The 17,219-nt window shown below is 50.3% G+C and carries 17 protein-coding genes; 9 read left to right on the top strand and 8 right to left on the bottom strand.

Annotated elements, in window-relative coordinates:
• Nucleotides 1–2 precede the first annotated feature (2 nt).
• Entirely contained in the window at nt 3–929 is a 927-nt protein-coding gene (gene fieF / locus BZG84_RS07715; protein ID WP_077479527.1) for a CDF family cation-efflux transporter FieF, read from the top strand.
• Between the two features lie 154 nt (nt 930–1,083).
• Complete coding sequence (pfkA, locus tag BZG84_RS07720) at nt 1,084–2,046, top strand: 6-phosphofructokinase (protein ID WP_069590862.1); 963 nt, start codon at nt 1,084–1,086, stop codon at nt 2,044–2,046.
• A 58-nt stretch (nt 2,047–2,104) separates the two neighbouring features.
• On the opposite strand, the gene cysE is transcribed toward pfkA, so the two are convergent.
• The 4 genes from cysE to BZG84_RS07740 all read right to left on the bottom strand — a co-directional run bounded on the left by cysE (nt 2,105) and on the right by BZG84_RS07740 (nt 5,125).
• On the bottom strand, nt 2,105–2,938 hold the full coding sequence (cysE, locus tag BZG84_RS07725; RefSeq protein ID WP_069590864.1) for a serine O-acetyltransferase: 834 nt from the start codon (nt 2,936–2,938) through the stop codon (nt 2,105–2,107).
• 122 nt (nt 2,939–3,060) lie between these two features.
• Nucleotides 3,061–4,080, bottom strand: a complete 1,020-nt coding sequence (gpsA, locus tag BZG84_RS07730; protein WP_077678119.1) for an NAD(P)H-dependent glycerol-3-phosphate dehydrogenase — start codon at nt 4,078–4,080, stop codon at nt 3,061–3,063.
• 9 nt (nt 4,081–4,089) lie between these two features.
• Complete coding sequence (gene secB / locus BZG84_RS07735; protein ID WP_069590868.1) at nt 4,090–4,566, bottom strand: protein-export chaperone SecB; 477 nt, start codon at nt 4,564–4,566, stop codon at nt 4,090–4,092.
• A gap of 97 nt (nt 4,567–4,663) precedes the next feature.
• Nucleotides 4,664–5,125, bottom strand: coding sequence for a rhodanese-like domain-containing protein (locus BZG84_RS07740; RefSeq protein WP_077479530.1), 462 nt, complete (start codon nt 5,123–5,125; stop codon nt 4,664–4,666).
• A 462-nt stretch (nt 5,126–5,587) separates the two neighbouring features.
• Between BZG84_RS07740 and gpmM the strand changes: the two genes are divergently transcribed.
• Nucleotides 5,588–7,126: a 2,3-bisphosphoglycerate-independent phosphoglycerate mutase gene (gene gpmM, locus BZG84_RS07745; protein WP_077678120.1), complete on the top strand. Its 1,539-nt coding sequence runs from the start codon at nt 5,588–5,590 to the stop codon at nt 7,124–7,126.
• Between the two features lie 112 nt (nt 7,127–7,238).
• Nucleotides 7,239–8,267 (top strand): murein hydrolase activator EnvC family protein, encoded by a 1,029-nt coding sequence (locus tag BZG84_RS07750; RefSeq protein ID WP_338012744.1) that lies wholly within the window; start codon nt 7,239–7,241, stop codon nt 8,265–8,267.
• A gap of 66 nt (nt 8,268–8,333) precedes the next feature.
• On the opposite strand, the gene tdh is transcribed toward BZG84_RS07750, so the two are convergent.
• From tdh to BZG84_RS07765, 3 genes are all read right to left on the bottom strand, one after another.
• Complete coding sequence (gene tdh, locus BZG84_RS07755; RefSeq protein WP_101494759.1) at nt 8,334–9,362, bottom strand: L-threonine 3-dehydrogenase; 1,029 nt, start codon at nt 9,360–9,362, stop codon at nt 8,334–8,336.
• 19 nt (nt 9,363–9,381) lie between these two features.
• Nucleotides 9,382–10,578, bottom strand: coding sequence for a glycine C-acetyltransferase (locus tag BZG84_RS07760; RefSeq protein WP_069590876.1), 1,197 nt, complete (start codon nt 10,576–10,578; stop codon nt 9,382–9,384).
• A gap of 190 nt (nt 10,579–10,768) precedes the next feature.
• Nucleotides 10,769–11,437 (bottom strand): TetR/AcrR family transcriptional regulator, encoded by a 669-nt coding sequence (locus tag BZG84_RS07765; protein WP_069590877.1) that lies wholly within the window; start codon nt 11,435–11,437, stop codon nt 10,769–10,771.
• 100 nt (nt 11,438–11,537) lie between these two features.
• Here BZG84_RS07765 and rfaD point away from each other — a divergent pair, with 100 nt between their 5' ends.
• The 5 genes from rfaD to BZG84_RS07790 are packed head-to-tail and all read left to right on the top strand — an operon-like array spanning nt 11,538 to nt 16,365.
• Nucleotides 11,538–12,482, top strand: coding sequence for an ADP-glyceromanno-heptose 6-epimerase (rfaD, locus tag BZG84_RS07770; protein WP_077479533.1), 945 nt, complete (start codon nt 11,538–11,540; stop codon nt 12,480–12,482).
• A 44-nt stretch (nt 12,483–12,526) separates the two neighbouring features.
• Nucleotides 12,527–13,507, top strand: a complete 981-nt coding sequence (locus BZG84_RS07775; RefSeq protein WP_077479534.1) for a lipid A biosynthesis (KDO)2-(lauroyl)-lipid IVA acyltransferase — start codon at nt 12,527–12,529, stop codon at nt 13,505–13,507.
• A complete protein-coding gene (waaF, locus tag BZG84_RS07780) occupies nt 13,507–14,544 on the top strand; it encodes a lipopolysaccharide heptosyltransferase II (protein WP_101494758.1) in 1,038 nt (345 codons plus the stop codon). The genes BZG84_RS07775 and waaF overlap by 1 nt, the downstream gene beginning before the upstream one ends.
• On the top strand, nt 14,541–15,320 hold the full coding sequence (locus BZG84_RS07785; protein WP_077479536.1) for a glycosyltransferase family 2 protein: 780 nt from the start codon (nt 14,541–14,543) through the stop codon (nt 15,318–15,320). Before waaF ends, BZG84_RS07785 begins: the two co-directional genes overlap by 4 nt.
• Before the next feature lies 1 nt (nt 15,321).
• A complete protein-coding gene (locus BZG84_RS07790; RefSeq protein ID WP_077479537.1) occupies nt 15,322–16,365 on the top strand; it encodes a glycosyltransferase family 4 protein in 1,044 nt (347 codons plus the stop codon).
• Here BZG84_RS07790 and BZG84_RS07795 read toward each other — a convergent pair.
• A partial coding sequence (locus tag BZG84_RS07795; RefSeq protein ID WP_338013089.1) for a glycosyltransferase occupies nt 16,360–17,219 on the bottom strand: 860 nt, incomplete at its 5' end. The genes BZG84_RS07790 and BZG84_RS07795 overlap by 6 nt on opposite strands.

Here is a 17,219-nt window from a genome sequence, read left to right on the forward strand (position 1 = left end):
GTATGACAAAAAAGTATGCCTTCTGGGTTGAGGCCGCTGCTTGGGCCGCAACCTGCGTCGCCACCCTATTGCTGGTCGCCAAGCTGATTGCTTGGTGGCTGACCGGCTCGGTCAGTGTGCTCGCCTCCTTCGTCGACTCGCTACTCGACTTGCTCGCCTCATTAACCAACTTAGTCGTGGTGCGTTATGCCGTGCAACCGGCTGACAATGAACACAGCTTTGGCCATGGTAAGGCTGAGTCATTAGCCGCCGTAGCCCAATCAACCTTTATTGTCGGTTCGGCCTCGTTTTTGCTGCTCAGTGGGCTTGAACGTTTGTTCAAGCCTGTACCTATTGCAGCCCCTGAACTCGGGGTCGCTGTGAGTGTGGGGGCAACGCTCGTGACTTTGGGGTTGGTGCTGTTTCAAAAGTGGGTAATTCGTAAAACCGCGAGCCCCGCGATTCGCGCCGATGCGCTGCACTATCAGTCAGATTTGCTGATGAATGTGGCGATCATTATTGCATTGGTCCTTAGTTGGTATGGATGGACACAAGCCGACGCCTGGTTCGCGATTGGGATCAGTGGCTTTATTTTGTGGCAAGCAATCAAAATGGCCTACGAGGCAGTCCAGTCGTTACTCGACCGGCAAATTCCGCTTGATGATCAGGAACGCATCGCCGTGCTTTCCAGCTCTGTCGCGGGTGTGCGGGGGATCCACCAGCTGCGTACACGCCAAGCTGGGATGACAACGTTTATCCAACTGCACATTGAGCTGGATGACGAGCTACCCTTAGTAGATGCACATACCATTGCCGATGAAGTGGAAGACCGGTTGCTCATTGCATTTCCCGGCGCGGACATCATGATCCACCAAGATCCCGTGTCCGTGGTGAACAAAGAGCGCACACAATTCTCGTCATCGGCAGTGAACAAAAGCCCACAGGGCTGACATGTATCAACTTTTTAGCGACAGTAATTGTAATACTATTACAGAAGTAGGAAAATTACAGTCTAAGCAACAGTCGTTGCGGGTTCACTGGGGCAAATAGGTTGCCATTACCGCAATCGGCGCGAACTAATTGACCAAAAGTCAGAGGGTAACCATGGTTAGAAAAATTGGTGTTTTGACCAGTGGCGGCGATGCGCCGGGCATGAATGCAGCGATTCGTGGAGTGGTACGTAGCGCACTCACCGAAGGACTCGAAGTTTACGGCATCTATGATGGCTTTCTCGGTTTACACCAAAACCGCATTGAGCGTCTTAACCGCACCAGTGTTTCCGACGTGATTAACCGCGGCGGTACGTTTTTAGGCTCAGCCCGCTTCCCTGAGTTCGCGGACGAGAAAGTACGTGAACAAGCGATCCAAAACCTCAAGATGCACGGTATCGATGCACTGGTGGTAATTGGCGGCGACGGCTCATTCATGGGCGCCAAGAAGCTTACTGAAATGGGCTATCCTTGTATCGGCCTACCCGGCACTATTGACAACGATGTAGCCGGTACTGACTACACCATCGGTTACATGACCGCCTTGAACACCGTTATCGATGCGATTGACCGTCTGCGCGATACCTCATCCTCTCACCAACGTATCTCGATTGTCGAAGTGATGGGCCGCCATTGTGGTGACCTCACCTTGATGGCATCCGTTGCGGGTGGCTGCGAATACATCATTACCCCAGAGACTGGCTTGGATAAAGACAAACTGCTGTCGAAAATCAAAGAAGGGATCTACAAGGGTAAGAAACACGCCATTGTCGCTATCACAGAATTGATGACCGACGTAAACGAACTGGCGAAGTTTATCGAGACCGAAACCGGCCGCGAGACCCGTGCAACCATCTTGGGCCATATCCAGCGTGGCGGCCAACCGGGTGCTTTTGACCGTATTTTGGCATCCCGCATGGGTGCGTATGCCGTCGATCTTCTCCAGCAAGGTGAAGGTGGCCGTTGTGTGGGTATTCAGAACGATAAAATGGTGCATCACGACATCATCGACGCTATTGAAAACATGAAGCGTCCATTCCGCCAAGATTTGTACGAAGTAGCAGAAAAGCTGTTTTAATCTCGTTCAATATGCGAACAAAAACGGAGCCAGTGGCTCCGTTTTTTTATCGGCTAGATTAGATCCCATCACCAGAGATAAAGGTTTTATGCGAGCCGTTGAATTCTTGGTCCATATCCAAAGACGGCATATGCGAGCTGGGTCGGCCCACAATTTTCGCCGGTACACCGGCCACGGTGGTATGGGGCGGAACAGGGTTGAGTACCACAGAGCAGGAACCGATTTTCGCGCCTTCGCCAATATCGATATTGCCCAAAATCTTCGCCCCTGCGCCAATCATCACCCCTGTGCGGACTTTTGGATGGCGATCGCCCCCTTCTTTACCAGTACCGCCCAAGGTCACGTCTTGTAGGATAGAGACATCGTCTTCAATCACCGCGGTTTCGCCGATCACAATGCCAGTGGCATGGTCAAACATAATGCCACGCCCGATACAGGCAGCAGGGTGCACATCAACTTGGCATGTCACCGAGATTTGATTTTGAAGATAGGTGGCGAGCTCCTTACGGCCCTGACGCCATAACCAATTCGCGACGCGAAAGCCTTGCAACGCATGAAAACCTTTTAGGTATAAAAGTGGCGTTGAATATAGCTCCACCGCGGGATCACGCTCTACCGTGGCACAAATATCGCAGGCGGCTGACTCCGTCACGCAAGCATCATTGGCATAGACTTCTTCGATGACCTCTCGCACCGCCATCGACGGCATCGACGGGGTCGATAGCTTGTTCGCCAAAATATAACTTAACGCACTGGCAAGGTTGTCGTGCTTGATAATGGTGGCATGGTAAAAACTCGCCAACATCGGCTCGCGTTCAGCATGCTCGCGCGCTTCCTTTTTCACCGCTTGCCATACGCGGTGTTGCTGGCATTCTTTTCTGGCCTTATTCACTGCCTTCGTCCTTACAAAAATGACCTACAACCAGGACGCATATACGTCCAGTGCCACTGCCAGTGTATAAAAAAAACGCGCGGTTCTCACCCCGCGCGTTTATGTCTGCACTCGCTGGGCGATTATTCCGACTTTTTCTCTCGTGCGAGCAAGTCTTTTGCTGCTTGTTGAGCCGCTTTACCTTGGTAAAGGACTTGATAGATTTGCTCGACAATCGGCATTTCCACACCCGCGCGTTGCGCCAGCGCCCACACTTCTTTGGTATTGCGGTAACCTTCAACCACTTGACCAATCTTATCTTGCGCGTCTTGAACGCCCTCGCCCTGCCCGAGCGCTAAGCCAAAGCGACGATTTCGAGATTGGTTATCGGTACAAGTAAGCACCAAATCACCGAGTCCAGCCATGCCCATAAAGGTATCGCGTGACGCACCGAGCGCCTCGCCCAAGCGTGTCATTTCAGCAAGCCCTCGGGTGATCAGTGCGGTGCGCGCGTTGGCGCCAAAGCCAATCCCATCGGAGATCCCTGCGCCAATCGCAATCACATTCTTCACCGCACCGCCAAGCTGCATGCCGATGAAGTCGTGGTTACCATAAACGCGAAAGCTGTGCTGACAGTGAATGGTGTCTTGTAACTCACTCACAAATGTCGCATCCGGAGAGGCCACAGAAATCGCGGTAGGCAAGCCTGCCGCCAGCTCTTTGGCGAAGGTGGGACCCGACAAGACCGCAAGCGGGATGTTGTCGCCCAGTTGCTCCCGAGCCACCTCTTGTAAAAGGCGTCCGGTTTCTGGCTCAAGCCCTTTGGTAGCCCAACACACGCGAGAATCAGCACGTAGGTAAGGCTTCACCTTACCCAGCACATCACCAAAGACGTGGCTGGGTACCACAACTAACAAATCGCGGCTGGCATTCACTGCCACCGCTAAGTCAGCACACAAGATCAATGAGTCCGGAAACGAGATGTCAGGCAAAAACGCCTGATTGGCACGATCCGTTTCAAGCTGCGCGATATGCAGGGGATCATGGCCCCACAACACGACATTGGCACCGTTTCTGGCAAGTGAAATCGCCAGTGCTGTGCCGTAAGAGCCTGCGCCTAGTACGGTGATTGCAGCGTCTTGTGTCGGTGCCAACGTGGTCATGGCCAATCCTTACGCTTGCGCGTCTTCGGTTTTTTGCTCGTCAGCTTGCTGTTGCAAGTAGTTCATGAACAGCGCATCAAAGTTAACAGGCGCTAGGTTCAGTTGCGGGAAGGTGCCTTTGACGACCAAGCTTGAAATGGTTTCACGGGCATACGGGAAAAGAATGTTCGGGCAGAATGCACCCAAGCAGTGTGCCAATTGTGGCGCTTCCATGCCAGTCACTGAGAAAATACCGCCTTGCTGCACTTCACAAAGGAAGGCATTGCTGTCTTGGTTTTTCACTGTCACCGTGAGGCGCAGAACCACTTCATAAATGCCTTCGCCTAGCTCACGGCTTTGCGTATCGAGATCCAAGTTAACGTCTGGCGCCCAATCTTGTTGGAACACTTCCGGCGAGTTTGGCGCTTCGAAAGACACATCTTTCAAAAACACGCGTTGGATTGCAAAGTTTTGCTCGGCTTGTTGATTGGTTTCTGCTTCAGCCATGATGGTTAATCCTTACTTTAAATTGGCTCAATGTGCCCAGCACATTAAAAAAAGCGAGCCGCCGCGTCATGCGACCGCTCGATATTTGAGTTGATGATCACTTTTTCTTCTTAGTTTTGCCCTTGCTGCTTTTGGCGCGAACCAGTGGCATATTGGCATCATTCCAAGAGGTGAGACCATCTTTCAGTACATACACAGTGTCAAACCCAGCTTTGACTAGCTGGTTTGCGCTTTCTGCCGCCGTTTGACCTGTTTTACATACCACAATGATGGGGTCATTTTTGTGCTTTTCAAGCTCACCCAGTGAGTTCGATTTGATTTCACTCGGCAAGAGGTTGATCGCACCGGTGATGTGGCCAGCACGGTACTCATCACGACTGCGGATATCGACAAACACACCGTTTTCACGGTTGGTGATGATCGCCGCTTGGTTCGGCGCAACCACTTTGTATGCCGCGGTTTTCTGCTTAATTAAGGACATCAGCAGTGCTGCGGCCAAACCTACCCAAACCAAAGTGAGGAGCATGTTGTTGGAGACGAAATCGATATATTCCTGCATAATCTTTGCTCTATACTGCTTGCTGACTCGCGTCGCGAGAATCCATCAAGGGGTGAAAAATGGTGTCGAGTATAACTTGCTCGCCATGGTTTTACAGCCTGTCCGCGCAAATCCGCGCGCTCGCTCACTTGCCAGATGACTAGCACGGTTTTCCCCATCCGCTCAATAACTTGAAAAGAAAGAAGGTTTCACCAATAGCAGAAATCGAGCAAAGCCATTCGCAAGCCGGCTGGATCTTCGCCATAATGAGGGGACTCAAGGGGTATTGGCAAGCCTAATGGTCAACTTGTCAGCAGGGATAATTGATCTTAGCCTACATATCGCGGCGTAAAATGTAGTAAAATTACGCTCATTCAATGACCATTGAGTCATGCTGCTGCTCAGCTCGGGTCGGCATCAAGCCTCAGTGGTTGTCTTATGGCAGCCAATGTCAGTCTTTAGCTTGAATTGAGAGGACGTAATATGTCTGCAAAAAAACCACTCGCACTGGTGATTCTCGATGGTTGGGGTTATCGCGATCCACAAAGCGATAATGCGATCACCAACGCCAACACCCCGGTACTCGATAGCCTGATGGCCGCTAACAGCACCTTGATCTCTGCATCAGGTTTCGATGTGGGCCTGCCGGACGGGCAAATGGGTAACTCAGAAGTGGGACACGTGAACATTGGTGCTGGCCGCGTGGTTTACCAAGACTTGACTCGGATCACCAAAGCCATTGCAGATGGTGAATTTAACCAAACGCCAGCGCTGACTGCTGCGGTTGATAAAGCGGTAGACAAAGGTAAAGCGGTTCACATTATGGGTCTGATGTCGCCAGGCGGTGTACACAGTCATGAAGACCATATTGCGGCTATGGTTGAGCTTGCCGCTGAACGCGGTGCCGACCAAATCTACCTGCACTGCTTCCTCGACGGGCGTGATACGCCACCACGCAGCGCCAAAGCATCACTTGAGCGTTTTGATGCCCTATTTGCCAAACTCGGTAAAGGCCGTATTGCGTCTTTGGTGGGCCGTTACTACGCGATGGACCGTGACAACAACTGGGACCGTGTTGAGCGCGCGTATGACCTGCTTACCCAAGCCCACGGCGAGTTCGCTGCCACCAGCGCGGTTGAGGGCCTAGAGGCTGCGTACGCCCGTGAAGAAAACGATGAGTTTGTCGCGCCGACCGAAATTTATCGCGACGGTGATAATAAAGCGACCATCAACGACGGCGATGCAGTGATCTTCATGAACTTCCGTGCCGACCGTGCGCGTCAAATGACCCGCGCCTTTATGCCGGATTTCGATGGCTTTACGCGTAAAAAATACGCCGAGCTGTCTGACTTTGTGATGCTGACAGAATATGCGGCCGACATCGATACCACGGTCGCCTTCCCACCAGAGAGCTTGTCTAACACCTTGGGTGAGTGGCTCTCGAAAAACGGCAAAACCCAGCTGCGTATCTCAGAAACCGAGAAGTACGCTCACGTGACTTTCTTCTTTAACGGCGGTATCGAGACCGTGTTTGAAGGCGAAGAGCGTGCGTTGGTTGCCTCACCAAAAGTAGCAACCTACGATCTGCAGCCTGAAATGAGCTCAGAAGAGTTGACTGACAAGCTCGTTGCGGCCATCAAGTCTGGCAAGTTCGACATGATCATCTGTAACTACCCGAACGGCGACATGGTCGGCCACACTGGCGTGTACGATGCTGCGGTGAAGGCATGTGAAGCGGTAGACCATTGCATTGGTCGCGTGCTTGAAGCGATTAAAGAAGTGGACGGCCAGATGCTGATCACCGCCGATCACGGTAACGCCGAGATGATGGTGGATCCAAACACTGGTGGCGCTTACACCGCGCACACCAATTTGCCAGTGCCACTGATGTATGTGGGCAGCAAAGACATCACGTTGAAAGAAGGCGGTAAGCTGTCTGATCTGGCCCCAACCATGCTGGCCTTGGCCGGTATGGAGATTCCAGAAGAGATGACTGGCAAGCCGGTGTTCGATCTGAAATAATCCTCTCATGCGGGAGAAACGAACACGCTTTTTTACAGCCCTCCGCGCCAGTGCCTTGTGCACTGGCGTTTTTCTGTGCCTGCTCACTTTTTCAACGAGCGCCAATTCCCAGTTGGAAGGGGTCAGTGATGAAATCGCTCGCCAACAATCGCAATTGGCCGCACACAACAAAAAACTGAATCACCTGCAACGCGATTTAAAAGCGCAAGCCACGCGTATTGAAACGCTATCGAAACGGATTCGCTCTGCACAGAGCGCTCTTGGTGATACAGAAGCCGAGATTGAGACACTCACTAAAAAACAGTCCCGCCTCCAACAGGAGATGATTGGCCAGCAAGCCTTACTGGCCGACTTACTGGACGCACAATACCGTCAAGGCCAAAACGATCAGCTCCAGCGACTACTCAGTGGCGATGATATTGCACAATTAGACCGACTCACACGCTATGCCGAAACCTTGGCACAGTCTCGTCAAGCTGCGATTGAGTCCCTCGCCGCGACACGCACCGAATATCAGTTAACCGTGCACCAATTGAAACAACAACGCGATAAGCAGTCTGCTTTAGTCACCGAACTGCAAGAGAAAAAGCGGGATTTGGAAAGCGAGCAAAACGCACAAAGTCAAACGGCGAAAAAAATTCGCGCACAAATTGCCAGTGACAGTGCCTACCTTGCGGAACTCAACGCGAACAAACAACGTTTACAAGAAGAAATCGCCGCGGCGGCACGACGCGCCACCGTGAAGATGGCAGGGATTGCGAATGCCAAAGGCAAGCTTACTTGGCCCGTCAAAGGCAGGTTATTACACCGTTTTGGCGAACGTCAGTCCGGCCAAGTCAGTTGGAACGGTGTGGTGATTGGCGCCAAGCGCGGCACCGAAGTGAAAGCGGCGCATGCGGGTAAAGTGGTGCTATCGAGCTGGTTGCGTGGCTATGGCCTATTGATTGCCGTAGACCACGGTAAAGGTGACATGACCTTGTATGGTTATAACCAAGCCTTGCTAAAAGATGTAGGCGATACCGTGACCGCCGGTGAGCCTATCGCCTTGGTCGGCGACAGCGGTGGCCAATCCACCCCTTCCTTGTATTTCGAAATTCGCCGCAAAGGCAACACCACCAATCCACTCCCTTGGCTGGATTAAAAACGCCCACCAAATAGGTGGGCGTGCGGGTGTTTTGCGTACATCAGCGCTGCTACACCAGAGGCATTAACGCTGCCAATCGAGGATCACCTTGCCAGATTGCCCTGAACACATCACATCAAAGCCTTGTTGGAAGTCATCCACGCTGTAGTGATGGGTGATGATCGGGGTTAAATCCAAGCCAGATTGAATTAACGATGCCATCTTGTACCAGGTTTCGAACATCTCGCGGCCGTAGATACCTTTGATCACGAGCCCTTTAAAGATCACCTGATTCCAATCAATGCCCATATCACTCGGTGGGATGCCAAGAAGCGCAATCTTGCCACCGTGGTTCATGGCTGCCAGCATGCTATTAAACGCCGCCGGCACCCCAGACATTTCGAGGCCAACATCAAAGCCTTCCGTCATGCCAAGCTCTGCCATTACCGACTCCAGAGATGACTCAGCCACATTGACCGCACGTGTAACACCCATCTTACGAGCAAGCTCGAGGCGATATTCATTCACATCGGTGATCACCACATGACGCGCCCCAACATGACGCGCCACCGCAGCGGCCATGATGCCAATCGGCCCTGCGCCGGTGATCAACACGTCTTCGCCCACCAAATCAAAGGACAGCGCCGTATGCACGGCATTGCCGAATGGGTCGAAAATCGAGGCTAAATCATCGGAGATCTCATCGGGGATTTTGAACGCGTTAAACGCTGGGATCACCAGATACTCCGCGAAGGCACCTTCACGGTTAACGCCTACACCAACGGTGTTGCGGCACAGGTGAGTACGACCGCCGCGACAGTTGCGGCAGTGTCCACAAGTGATATGCCCTTCACCCGATACGCGGTCACCCAATGAGAAGCCGCGTACCTCCTGACCAATGCCGACTACTTCACCGACATATTCATGGCCAACCACCATAGGCACCGGAATGGTCTTTTGCGACCACTCATCCCATTTGTAAATGTGCACGTCGGTGCCACAGATGGCCGTTTTTCGAATCTTTATCAGTAGATCGTTGTGCCCCAGCTCGGGAAGCTCGGTCTCCGTCATCCAAATGCCGGGCTCCGCTTTGAGTTTCGCCAACGCTTTCATGGTTGTTTGTGTCATGACATTACCCAATCAGTTGCATCTCTTTGCCTACTTTAATGAAGGCATCAATGGCTCGGTCCAATTGCTCACGCGTATGCGCGGCTGACATCTGGGTGCGGATACGTGCTTGACCTTTCGGTACCACTGGGTAGGAGAAGCCCACCACATAGACGCCCTCTTCCATCATGCGCTCGGCAAACTCACTGGCGACTTTGGCATCGCCAAGCATCACAGGAATAATGGCGTGATCGGCCCCTGCTAGCGTAAAGCCAGCTTCCGTCATGCGTGCACGGAAGTGCTTGCTGTTGTCCCAAAGCTGCTCACGCAAGTGGTCACTCTCGGCTAGCATATCCAGTACACGGATAGAGGCAGACACAATCGCAGGTGCCAGAGAGTTGGAGAAGAGATAAGGGCGCGAACGCTGACGCAGCCAATCAATCACCTCTTTTTTGCCTGACGTGTAGCCCCCTGACGCGCCGCCCATCGCTTTACCCAAGGTGCCGGTGATGATGTCGACACGATCCATCACTTGATGGTATTCGTGCGTCCCTCGGCCATGCTCGCCCATAAAGCCAACTGCGTGGGAATCATCCACCATGACTAGCGCGCCATATTGCTCCGCCAGATCGCACACAGCTGGTAAGTTCGCCACCACGCCGTCCATCGAGAAGACACCATCAGTCACAATCAAGATATTCGCCACACCGGCGGCTTTCGCGGCTTTAAGCTGGGCTTCCAGTTCGTCCATATCGTTGTTGGCATAACGGAATCGCTTCGCTTTACACAAGCGTACGCCATCGATAATTGACGCATGGTTTAGCGCATCAGAAATAATGGCATCGTCAGGGCCGAGAATGGTTTCGAACAAGCCCGCGTTGGCATCAAAGCATGAGGAATACAGGATGGTATCTTCCATCCCGAGAAAGTCAGATAACTTGGCTTCCAGGGTTTTGTGTGCATCTTGCGTCCCACAAATAAACCGTACCGACGCCATACCAAAACCGTGCTCATCCATCCCTGCCTTGGCAGCCTTGACCAACTCAGGATGGTTCGCCAACCCCAAGTAGTTATTGGCGCAAAAGTTCAGTACCTGCTGCTCATGATTGACGGCAACACTGGCCGCTTGTGGCGAGGTAATAAGACGTTCACTTTTGTACAAGCCATCAGCTTTTACTTGCTCAAGCTGGTGACGAATTTGCTGATAGAAGGCAGCCGTCATCGCAATCTCCATGCTGTGATGATTACTTTACGAAGGTCGCTGCCCAACGGTGGCAGCGAATGATGGCGGCTATCATGGCACGTTAAATACCCGGGTGCCAATAAGGGATGTCAGACAGTGATTCATATCGTGTAATCGCTGTCATCTTGTTTGAATATCACGCAGCTAGGCAGGCAAACCGTCGAACTACTCAGTTCAGCGTGTCTAAAGCATGCTTATCTTGGCGAACTAATTGCTTGCGATAGTGGTCTATTAATACACCAATGGCGGCTTGCCCTTGTGCGGTAGTTAAGGGCCTGAGGAGCTCTAGCATTTGCAGCACGCCTTTATAAATCACCCCCGCGTGAATTTGCGTTTGGGGAGCCTGGGCGCTTTGGTAAAAAATCCAGCTCGACGCCACCAACTTCAGGGTTTCGCCAACGGCACTAAGGGCACTTTCATCCAGCGCGAGCCAGCCTGCTTGGCTATAGTGTTGAAGTATGGTCATTAAATTAACTTGCAGCTGTTGCTGGGCGGCCAAGTACTTTTGTTGCAAAGCTTCATCTCGGCGCAGGATGTCGGGCAGGTTGGCGTAAAAGAACCGATACCGCCACATCAGGCTAAACGTCGCGTCTAAATAATGCTGCAACAGGGCTTGGGTATCGTCGCGGGGCTGATGAGGATCAAACGCCAAGGCGAGATCTTGCGCGTATTGGTCGAATATACTGTGTATAATCGCCTCTTTATTACGAAAGTGATAGTAAAGGTTGCCCGGGCTGATACCGAGGTCAGCCGCAATATGGTTTGTGGTAATATTTGGCTCGCCGTGTTGATTGAACAAAGCCAGTGCAGCATGGATAATTCGATCGCGGGTTTTCATGTATGGTTCTGTCCTCTGCCCGGTTGATGCTAAACCATACTATCACAGACAACAGCGAAGGCGACGGCGTCTGTCGTCAGGCAAAAATTTAGGTAATGATATGATAATTGTGACAGGTGGCGCCGGCATGATCGGCAGCAACTTAGTAAAAGCACTCAACCAGCAAGGCTATCGCGATATTGTGGTGGTCGATAACCTAAAAGACGGCACCAAGTTCGCTAACCTCGTTGATCTCGATATCGCCGACTACATGGATAAAGACGATTTCCTCACCCAAATTATGGCGGGTGATGACTTTGGTCCTATTGAGGCGGTTTTTCACCAAGGCGCCTGCTCTTCCACCACAGAGTGGGATGGTAAGTACATGATGCTCAATAACTATGAGTACTCCAAAGAGCTACTCCATTATTGTATTGAGCGTGATATTCCATTCTTATACGCCTCGTCAGCAGCTACTTACGGCGGCCGCGACAGCGATTTTATTGAAGCGCCCGACTATGAAGGGGCACTCAATGTCTATGGCTATTCGAAGCAGCAATTCGATAACTATGTCCGTCGCGTATGGGACGATGCGGCAGCTCATGGTGAAACACTGCCACCTATCACCGGCTTTCGCTACTTTAATGTGTATGGCCCACGCGAGCAGCACAAAGGCAGTATGGCCTCAGTGGCCTACCACCTTAACCAACAAATTTTAAACGGTGAAAATCCCAAACTTTTTGAAGGCAGTGATACCTTCAAGCGTGATTTTGTCTATGTCGGCGATGTTTGCGCAATGAATATCTGGTTCTGGCAGCAGCAAATCTCTGGGATTTTTAACTGTGGTACCGGCCGTGCTGAGCCATTCAGCGCTGTTGCCAATGCAGTGATCGCATTTCACGGCAAAGGTGAAATTGAAGAAATTCCATTTCCTGCCCACCTGAAAGGCCGTTACCAAACCTACACGCAAGCCGATCTCACCAAGGTTCGAGAAGCAGGCTACACCGCAACATTTAAAACCGTTGCTGAAGGTGTTGCCGCGTACTTGGCCGAAATTAATCGCTAATAACAATAGTTCGCCCCAGTGAGGCTGGGGCGTGAGAAAGAGCAATGACAAAACAGCGACACGATTACGACGCGCATGCTTACAACCCAGAATTTTCGCGGGCCTATCTGGCGCCAAAATACTGGGGCACATGGCTGATGCTTTTGGTTGCCCTTCCCGTTTGTTTACTCACTCCGGCTAAGGCGAAGTATCGCTTTTCTCGCTGGGTCGCCAACAAACTGGTAGCAAAGAAAAAAGGTACCATTTTGAATGCATGGCTTAACCTCGAAGCCTGCTTTCCTGACAAATCCGCCGAGGCACGTCAGGCGATTTTGGTAGAAACCTTAACCACGGCTGGGGCCTTTTTGCTTAGCTTTCCGCTGATCACCTTGCGAAGCCGCCATTGGTTTCAACACCACTGTGACGTCGCGGGCATGGAGAACATCACTCGCCACACGGATAATGACGAAGCGGTGATCCTGTTTGTGCCCCACACATGGGCCATTGATGCCGCAGCCATTCTGTTTGCTTCTCAAGGACTGCCGGTGGCGGCCTTTTCTAAACGACAAAAGAATCGCCTGCTGGATTGGCTGATGCATCGCCAACGCGTGCAATACGGCGGGAACTGCTACGAACGTGAGGCCGGTATTAAACCCTTTATTCGCGCCGTTAAACGCGGATTTCTAGGTTACTACTTGCCCGATGAAGATATGCGTGATGAAAGCAGCGAATTCGTGCCGTTTTTTGCCACCACCAAAGCCACCTTGCCAAGCTTGGGCAAGCTAAGCAAAGTGACCCGTTCCCATATTGTCCCGGTATTGTCCGGCTTTAATGCCCAAACAGGGCGATTTAACATCACCGTTTATCCCGCATTCAACGACTTTCCAACCGGTGAAAGTCAGACAGATGCACGCGCTATGAATGCGCAAATCGAGACAATGCTAGAAGGACAGCTAGACCAATATATGTGGATTCTTCAGCTTCTCCGGACCCGAGAAGATGGCCGCAACATTTATCAAGAAGCAAAAAAGAAGGCGGCAGCATGATGAACATACTGGTCATTGGTCCATCTTGGGTAGGCGATATGGTGATGTCACAATCACTGTATAAAACTATTAAGCAACAGCACCCTAACGCCAAGATTGATGTGATGGCACCAGCGTGGTGTGCCCCAATTTTGGCACGCATGCCAGAGGTCAATCGCAGCATTGAGATGCCGCTCGGCCATGGCGAATTTGCGCTCGGTAAACGTCGCCAATTGGGTAAAGCACTCGCAAAGCACCACTATGATCACGCCTATGTGTTGCCTAATTCGGCCAAATCGGCACTGATCCCTTGGTTTGCCAATATTCCAGTGCGCACAGGCTGGAAAGGTGAAATGCGGTATGGCTTGCTGAATGACTTACGCCCCAACAAGAAAGCCTTTCAGTACATGGTTGAGCGCTATGTCGCATTGGCTCACCCTCGAGCTGAGATGCAAAGCTCGGCCTCACTCGGCGGTCTTGAAGGCCTGCCAAAACCTGAGTTAACCATTGACCCTGACGCACAAGCGGCCGTGGTCAAAAAACTGGGGCTGAATCAAGATAAGCCCGTGCTTGGTTTATGCCCAGGGGCCGAATTTGGCCCAGCGAAAAAGTGGCCCGAGCGCCACTATGCCGCGGTCGCACAAGCGATGATTGCACAAGGCTACCAAGTGTGGCTATTCGGCTCGGCAAAAGACGTTGAAACCTGTGAAAACATTGCCGCACTGTCTGGCCAGCAAGATGACATGTATGTGTTAGCGGGAAAAACCAGCCTGATTGAAGCCGTTGACTTACTCGGCGCCTGCCAAACTGTGGTCAGCAACGACTCGGGCTTAATGCATATCGCTGCCGCGGTAAATTGTCATGTGATTGCAGTATACGGCTCCACATCCCCGGAATACACGCCCCCATTAACCCATAAAGTCGATATTATTCACACCGATATCGACTGTCGCCCATGCTTTAAACGCGAATGTCCGTTAGGGCATTTAAAATGTTTAAACGATTTGGACCCACGCCAGGTAATTGATCTAGTGGCAAGGACAGGGAAGCCATCATGACCAAAACAACTAATACTCTTGCCGTCGCACTGATTGTAAAAAACGAGGCACACAATCTCGAGCCGTGTCTACAGTCCGTAGAGGGATGGGTCGATGAGATCATCATTCTTGATTCTGGCAGCACCGATCAGACGCTCGATATTGCCAAACAATATACAGACAAAGTTTATATTGAATCAGATTGGCAAGGTTTTGGTAAGCAGCGACAGCGCGCACAAGCATATGTGGAAAGTGATTTTGTCTTGTGGCTAGATGCTGATGAACAAGTCACACCTGAATTAAAAGAAAGCATCTTAAGTGCCATTAATAGCCAACAAACGAACACAGTTTATTATGTGAACCGACTATCCCGTGCATTTGGCAAGGAAATAAAACACTCTGGTTGGCACCCTGATTGGATCTGTCGTCTCTATAAAACATCTGAGGCTCAGTATTCTGACTCGCTAGTCCATGAACATGTTTTAGTACCCAGTACACATCAAAAAGTCTATTTAGATGGTGTATTAAAGCATAATACATTTCATTATCTTCATGAGTACACCGCGAAGACTAACCAGTACATAAAGCTTTGGAGTGATCAGAGGGAAGGTAAAAAGTCGTCGAGTGTATTAAAAGCTATTAGCCATGCACTATTTCGATTCATAAAAATGTATATATTAAAAAAAGGCTTTTTAGATGGTCGACATGGGCTTGTCCTCGCACTACTCAGTGCTAATGTCGTCTTCACACGCTATGCCGATTTGTGGTTGAGAGACTATGTTAAGAGGCAATCTTGATATGCACATTTGCCATGTCAATCTTGCATCTGGGTTTAGCGGCGGTGAGCGACAAACACTCACACTGATCAAACAACAGCTCGCAATGGGTTATCAACTCACTGTGGTCGCTAACCCCAAAAGCCCGTTTGCTGATGAAATTCGCGCACTTGAACAGTGCCAATTAGTGCTTTGTAAGCATTATACTCGCTCGCATCAGCGCTCAATCACCGCTGACTGCGATGTGGTACATGTTCATGAAGGCCGAGCCATCTATTGGGCGCTGCTCCAGCGCTTGATACATGGCGTACCCTATATCGTCACACGACGCATTGATAATCCCCTAAAGCGTAAATGGCTATCTCAACTTGCCTATACTCGTGCAAGTACGTTGGTCGGGCTCAGTTCGGAGATTGTCCGCCAGATAACTCGGCGCCATCCTCAAGCGAATGTCGCAACCATTCCTAGCTCTCCGGTTCAGTATCCGGTTTCAGACGCGGACGTCGACGCGATTAAGGCGCAGTTTGCTAATAAGTTTTTGGTCATTCAAGCCGCGAATATGTACGCTCACAAAGGCTTTGATGTCACGATTGGCGCCGCCAAGGCGCTCGAGAAGCATGCTCCTCAGGTTCACATCTGCTTACTAGGCGACGGTAAAGCGCGCGCTGAGCTCGAAAAACAGGCACAAGGCCTTGGCAACATTAGCTTTATGGGTAAACAAAGCGCAATGGGGAACTGGTTCGCAGCCGCCGATTTGCTGGTTCATCCTTCGTATAGTGAAGGGCTAGGCTCTGTGATCCTCGAAGCGATGGCCACAGGCTTGCCGGCAGTTGGTACGAAGGCAGGCGGGATCCCTGATATTATTAATCACGAGACTAATGGCTATCTGATCCCGTCTGGTGATGCTGCATCACTTGCTCACTATATTGAAACCCTATCTCAAACACCTGAGTTGTTAGAATGTATGGCCCGAGAAGCATTAAATACAGCCAAAAAATTTGATATCTCAATATGCGCACAAAAGTATCAAGATATTTACCAGCACGTCATCCATGAAAAACTATAGCTTGTCTAAACCATTGTTTGCCCAGAATGCTTTATTTTTCACGGTTTCTTGAAAGATCTCCTGATTGATAGATGGCCTTTTAAGCTCTTGGTGATAAAGGTGCAGTAATGCTGCACCAAATTTTAGTGCTTTTGTTTTTATACCAACGCCATTCAAACGAAATTCAATATCTGTATCTTCACCCACTGCAGGCGCTTCATAGTTCATATCAAATCCGTTGATTTTTTTGAAATCGTCTTTAAACAAAGAAAAATTACAACCGATAATAGACTTTTCTAAACGCCTTTTTAACATTAGATTTCTGAGAAACTTTATATGAATACCATTTTCAATGTGTTTACCGGTAACGTCTGTATCATAACCTAACAGATTAAACCACAAATAACGGAACATCATTGGAATAAAATAAACATGACTAAATGTTGACTTCTCTGGAGAAGAATATAATTTTTGAGTGTATTTTTCAGACAGCTCGACACGGCGCCCACAAACGACCACCCCTTTTTCTGCAGCATAAAGATGATCTTGCACAAAACCAGCTTGAGGTACACAATCGCCATCGATAAAAATTAAATAATCCGTTTTAGACGCAGCGATCGATTTATTCAAAATTCGATTTTTTCTAAACCCTTTATCTTCATGCCACACATGTAACACGCGAAAAGGGAGTAATTTAATATAGTCTTTTAACCATGAAGTGATATCATCAGATGATCCATCATCGGCAACAATCACATCAAAGTTATAGGTTTTCTCTTCTTTGAGTGATTGGAAAATCATACACAATGCCTTTTTATTATTGTAAAAAGAAATAATGACTGTTGCTTTTCTATCGTCCATAATATTTTTAAATC

This window comes from Salinivibrio sp. PR932 (assembly GCF_001996125.1).
In the GTDB taxonomy this organism is placed as follows: domain Bacteria; phylum Pseudomonadota; class Gammaproteobacteria; order Enterobacterales; family Vibrionaceae; genus Salinivibrio; species Salinivibrio proteolyticus.

Coding starts and splice junctions, on each gene's coding strand:
- BZG84_RS07765 (WP_069590877.1), bottom strand. CDS start 11,437: ATGAAAACCCGCGATCGAATTATCCATGCTGCACTGGCTTTGTTCAAT.
- rfaD (WP_077479533.1), top strand. CDS start 11,538: ATGATAATTGTGACAGGTGGCGCCGGCATGATCGGCAGCAACTTAGTA.
- tdh (WP_101494759.1), bottom strand. CDS start 9,362: ATGAAAGCGTTGGCGAAACTCAAAGCGGAGCCCGGCATTTGGATGACG.
- BZG84_RS07775 (WP_077479534.1), top strand. CDS start 12,527: ATGACAAAACAGCGACACGATTACGACGCGCATGCTTACAACCCAGAA.
- BZG84_RS07740 (WP_077479530.1), bottom strand. CDS start 5,125: ATGCAGGAATATATCGATTTCGTCTCCAACAACATGCTCCTCACTTTG.
- BZG84_RS07785 (WP_077479536.1), top strand. CDS start 14,541: ATGACCAAAACAACTAATACTCTTGCCGTCGCACTGATTGTAAAAAAC.
- secB (WP_069590868.1), bottom strand. CDS start 4,566: ATGGCTGAAGCAGAAACCAATCAACAAGCCGAGCAAAACTTTGCAATC.
- pfkA (WP_069590862.1), top strand. CDS start 1,084: ATGGTTAGAAAAATTGGTGTTTTGACCAGTGGCGGCGATGCGCCGGGC.
- waaF (WP_101494758.1), top strand. CDS start 13,507: ATGAACATACTGGTCATTGGTCCATCTTGGGTAGGCGATATGGTGATG.
- gpsA (WP_077678119.1), bottom strand. CDS start 4,080: ATGACCACGTTGGCACCGACACAAGACGCTGCAATCACCGTACTAGGC.
- BZG84_RS07790 (WP_077479537.1), top strand. CDS start 15,322: ATGCACATTTGCCATGTCAATCTTGCATCTGGGTTTAGCGGCGGTGAG.
- gpmM (WP_077678120.1), top strand. CDS start 5,588: ATGTCTGCAAAAAAACCACTCGCACTGGTGATTCTCGATGGTTGGGGT.
- BZG84_RS07760 (WP_069590876.1), bottom strand. CDS start 10,578: ATGACGGCTGCCTTCTATCAGCAAATTCGTCACCAGCTTGAGCAAGTA.
- fieF (WP_077479527.1), top strand. CDS start 3: ATGACAAAAAAGTATGCCTTCTGGGTTGAGGCCGCTGCTTGGGCCGCA.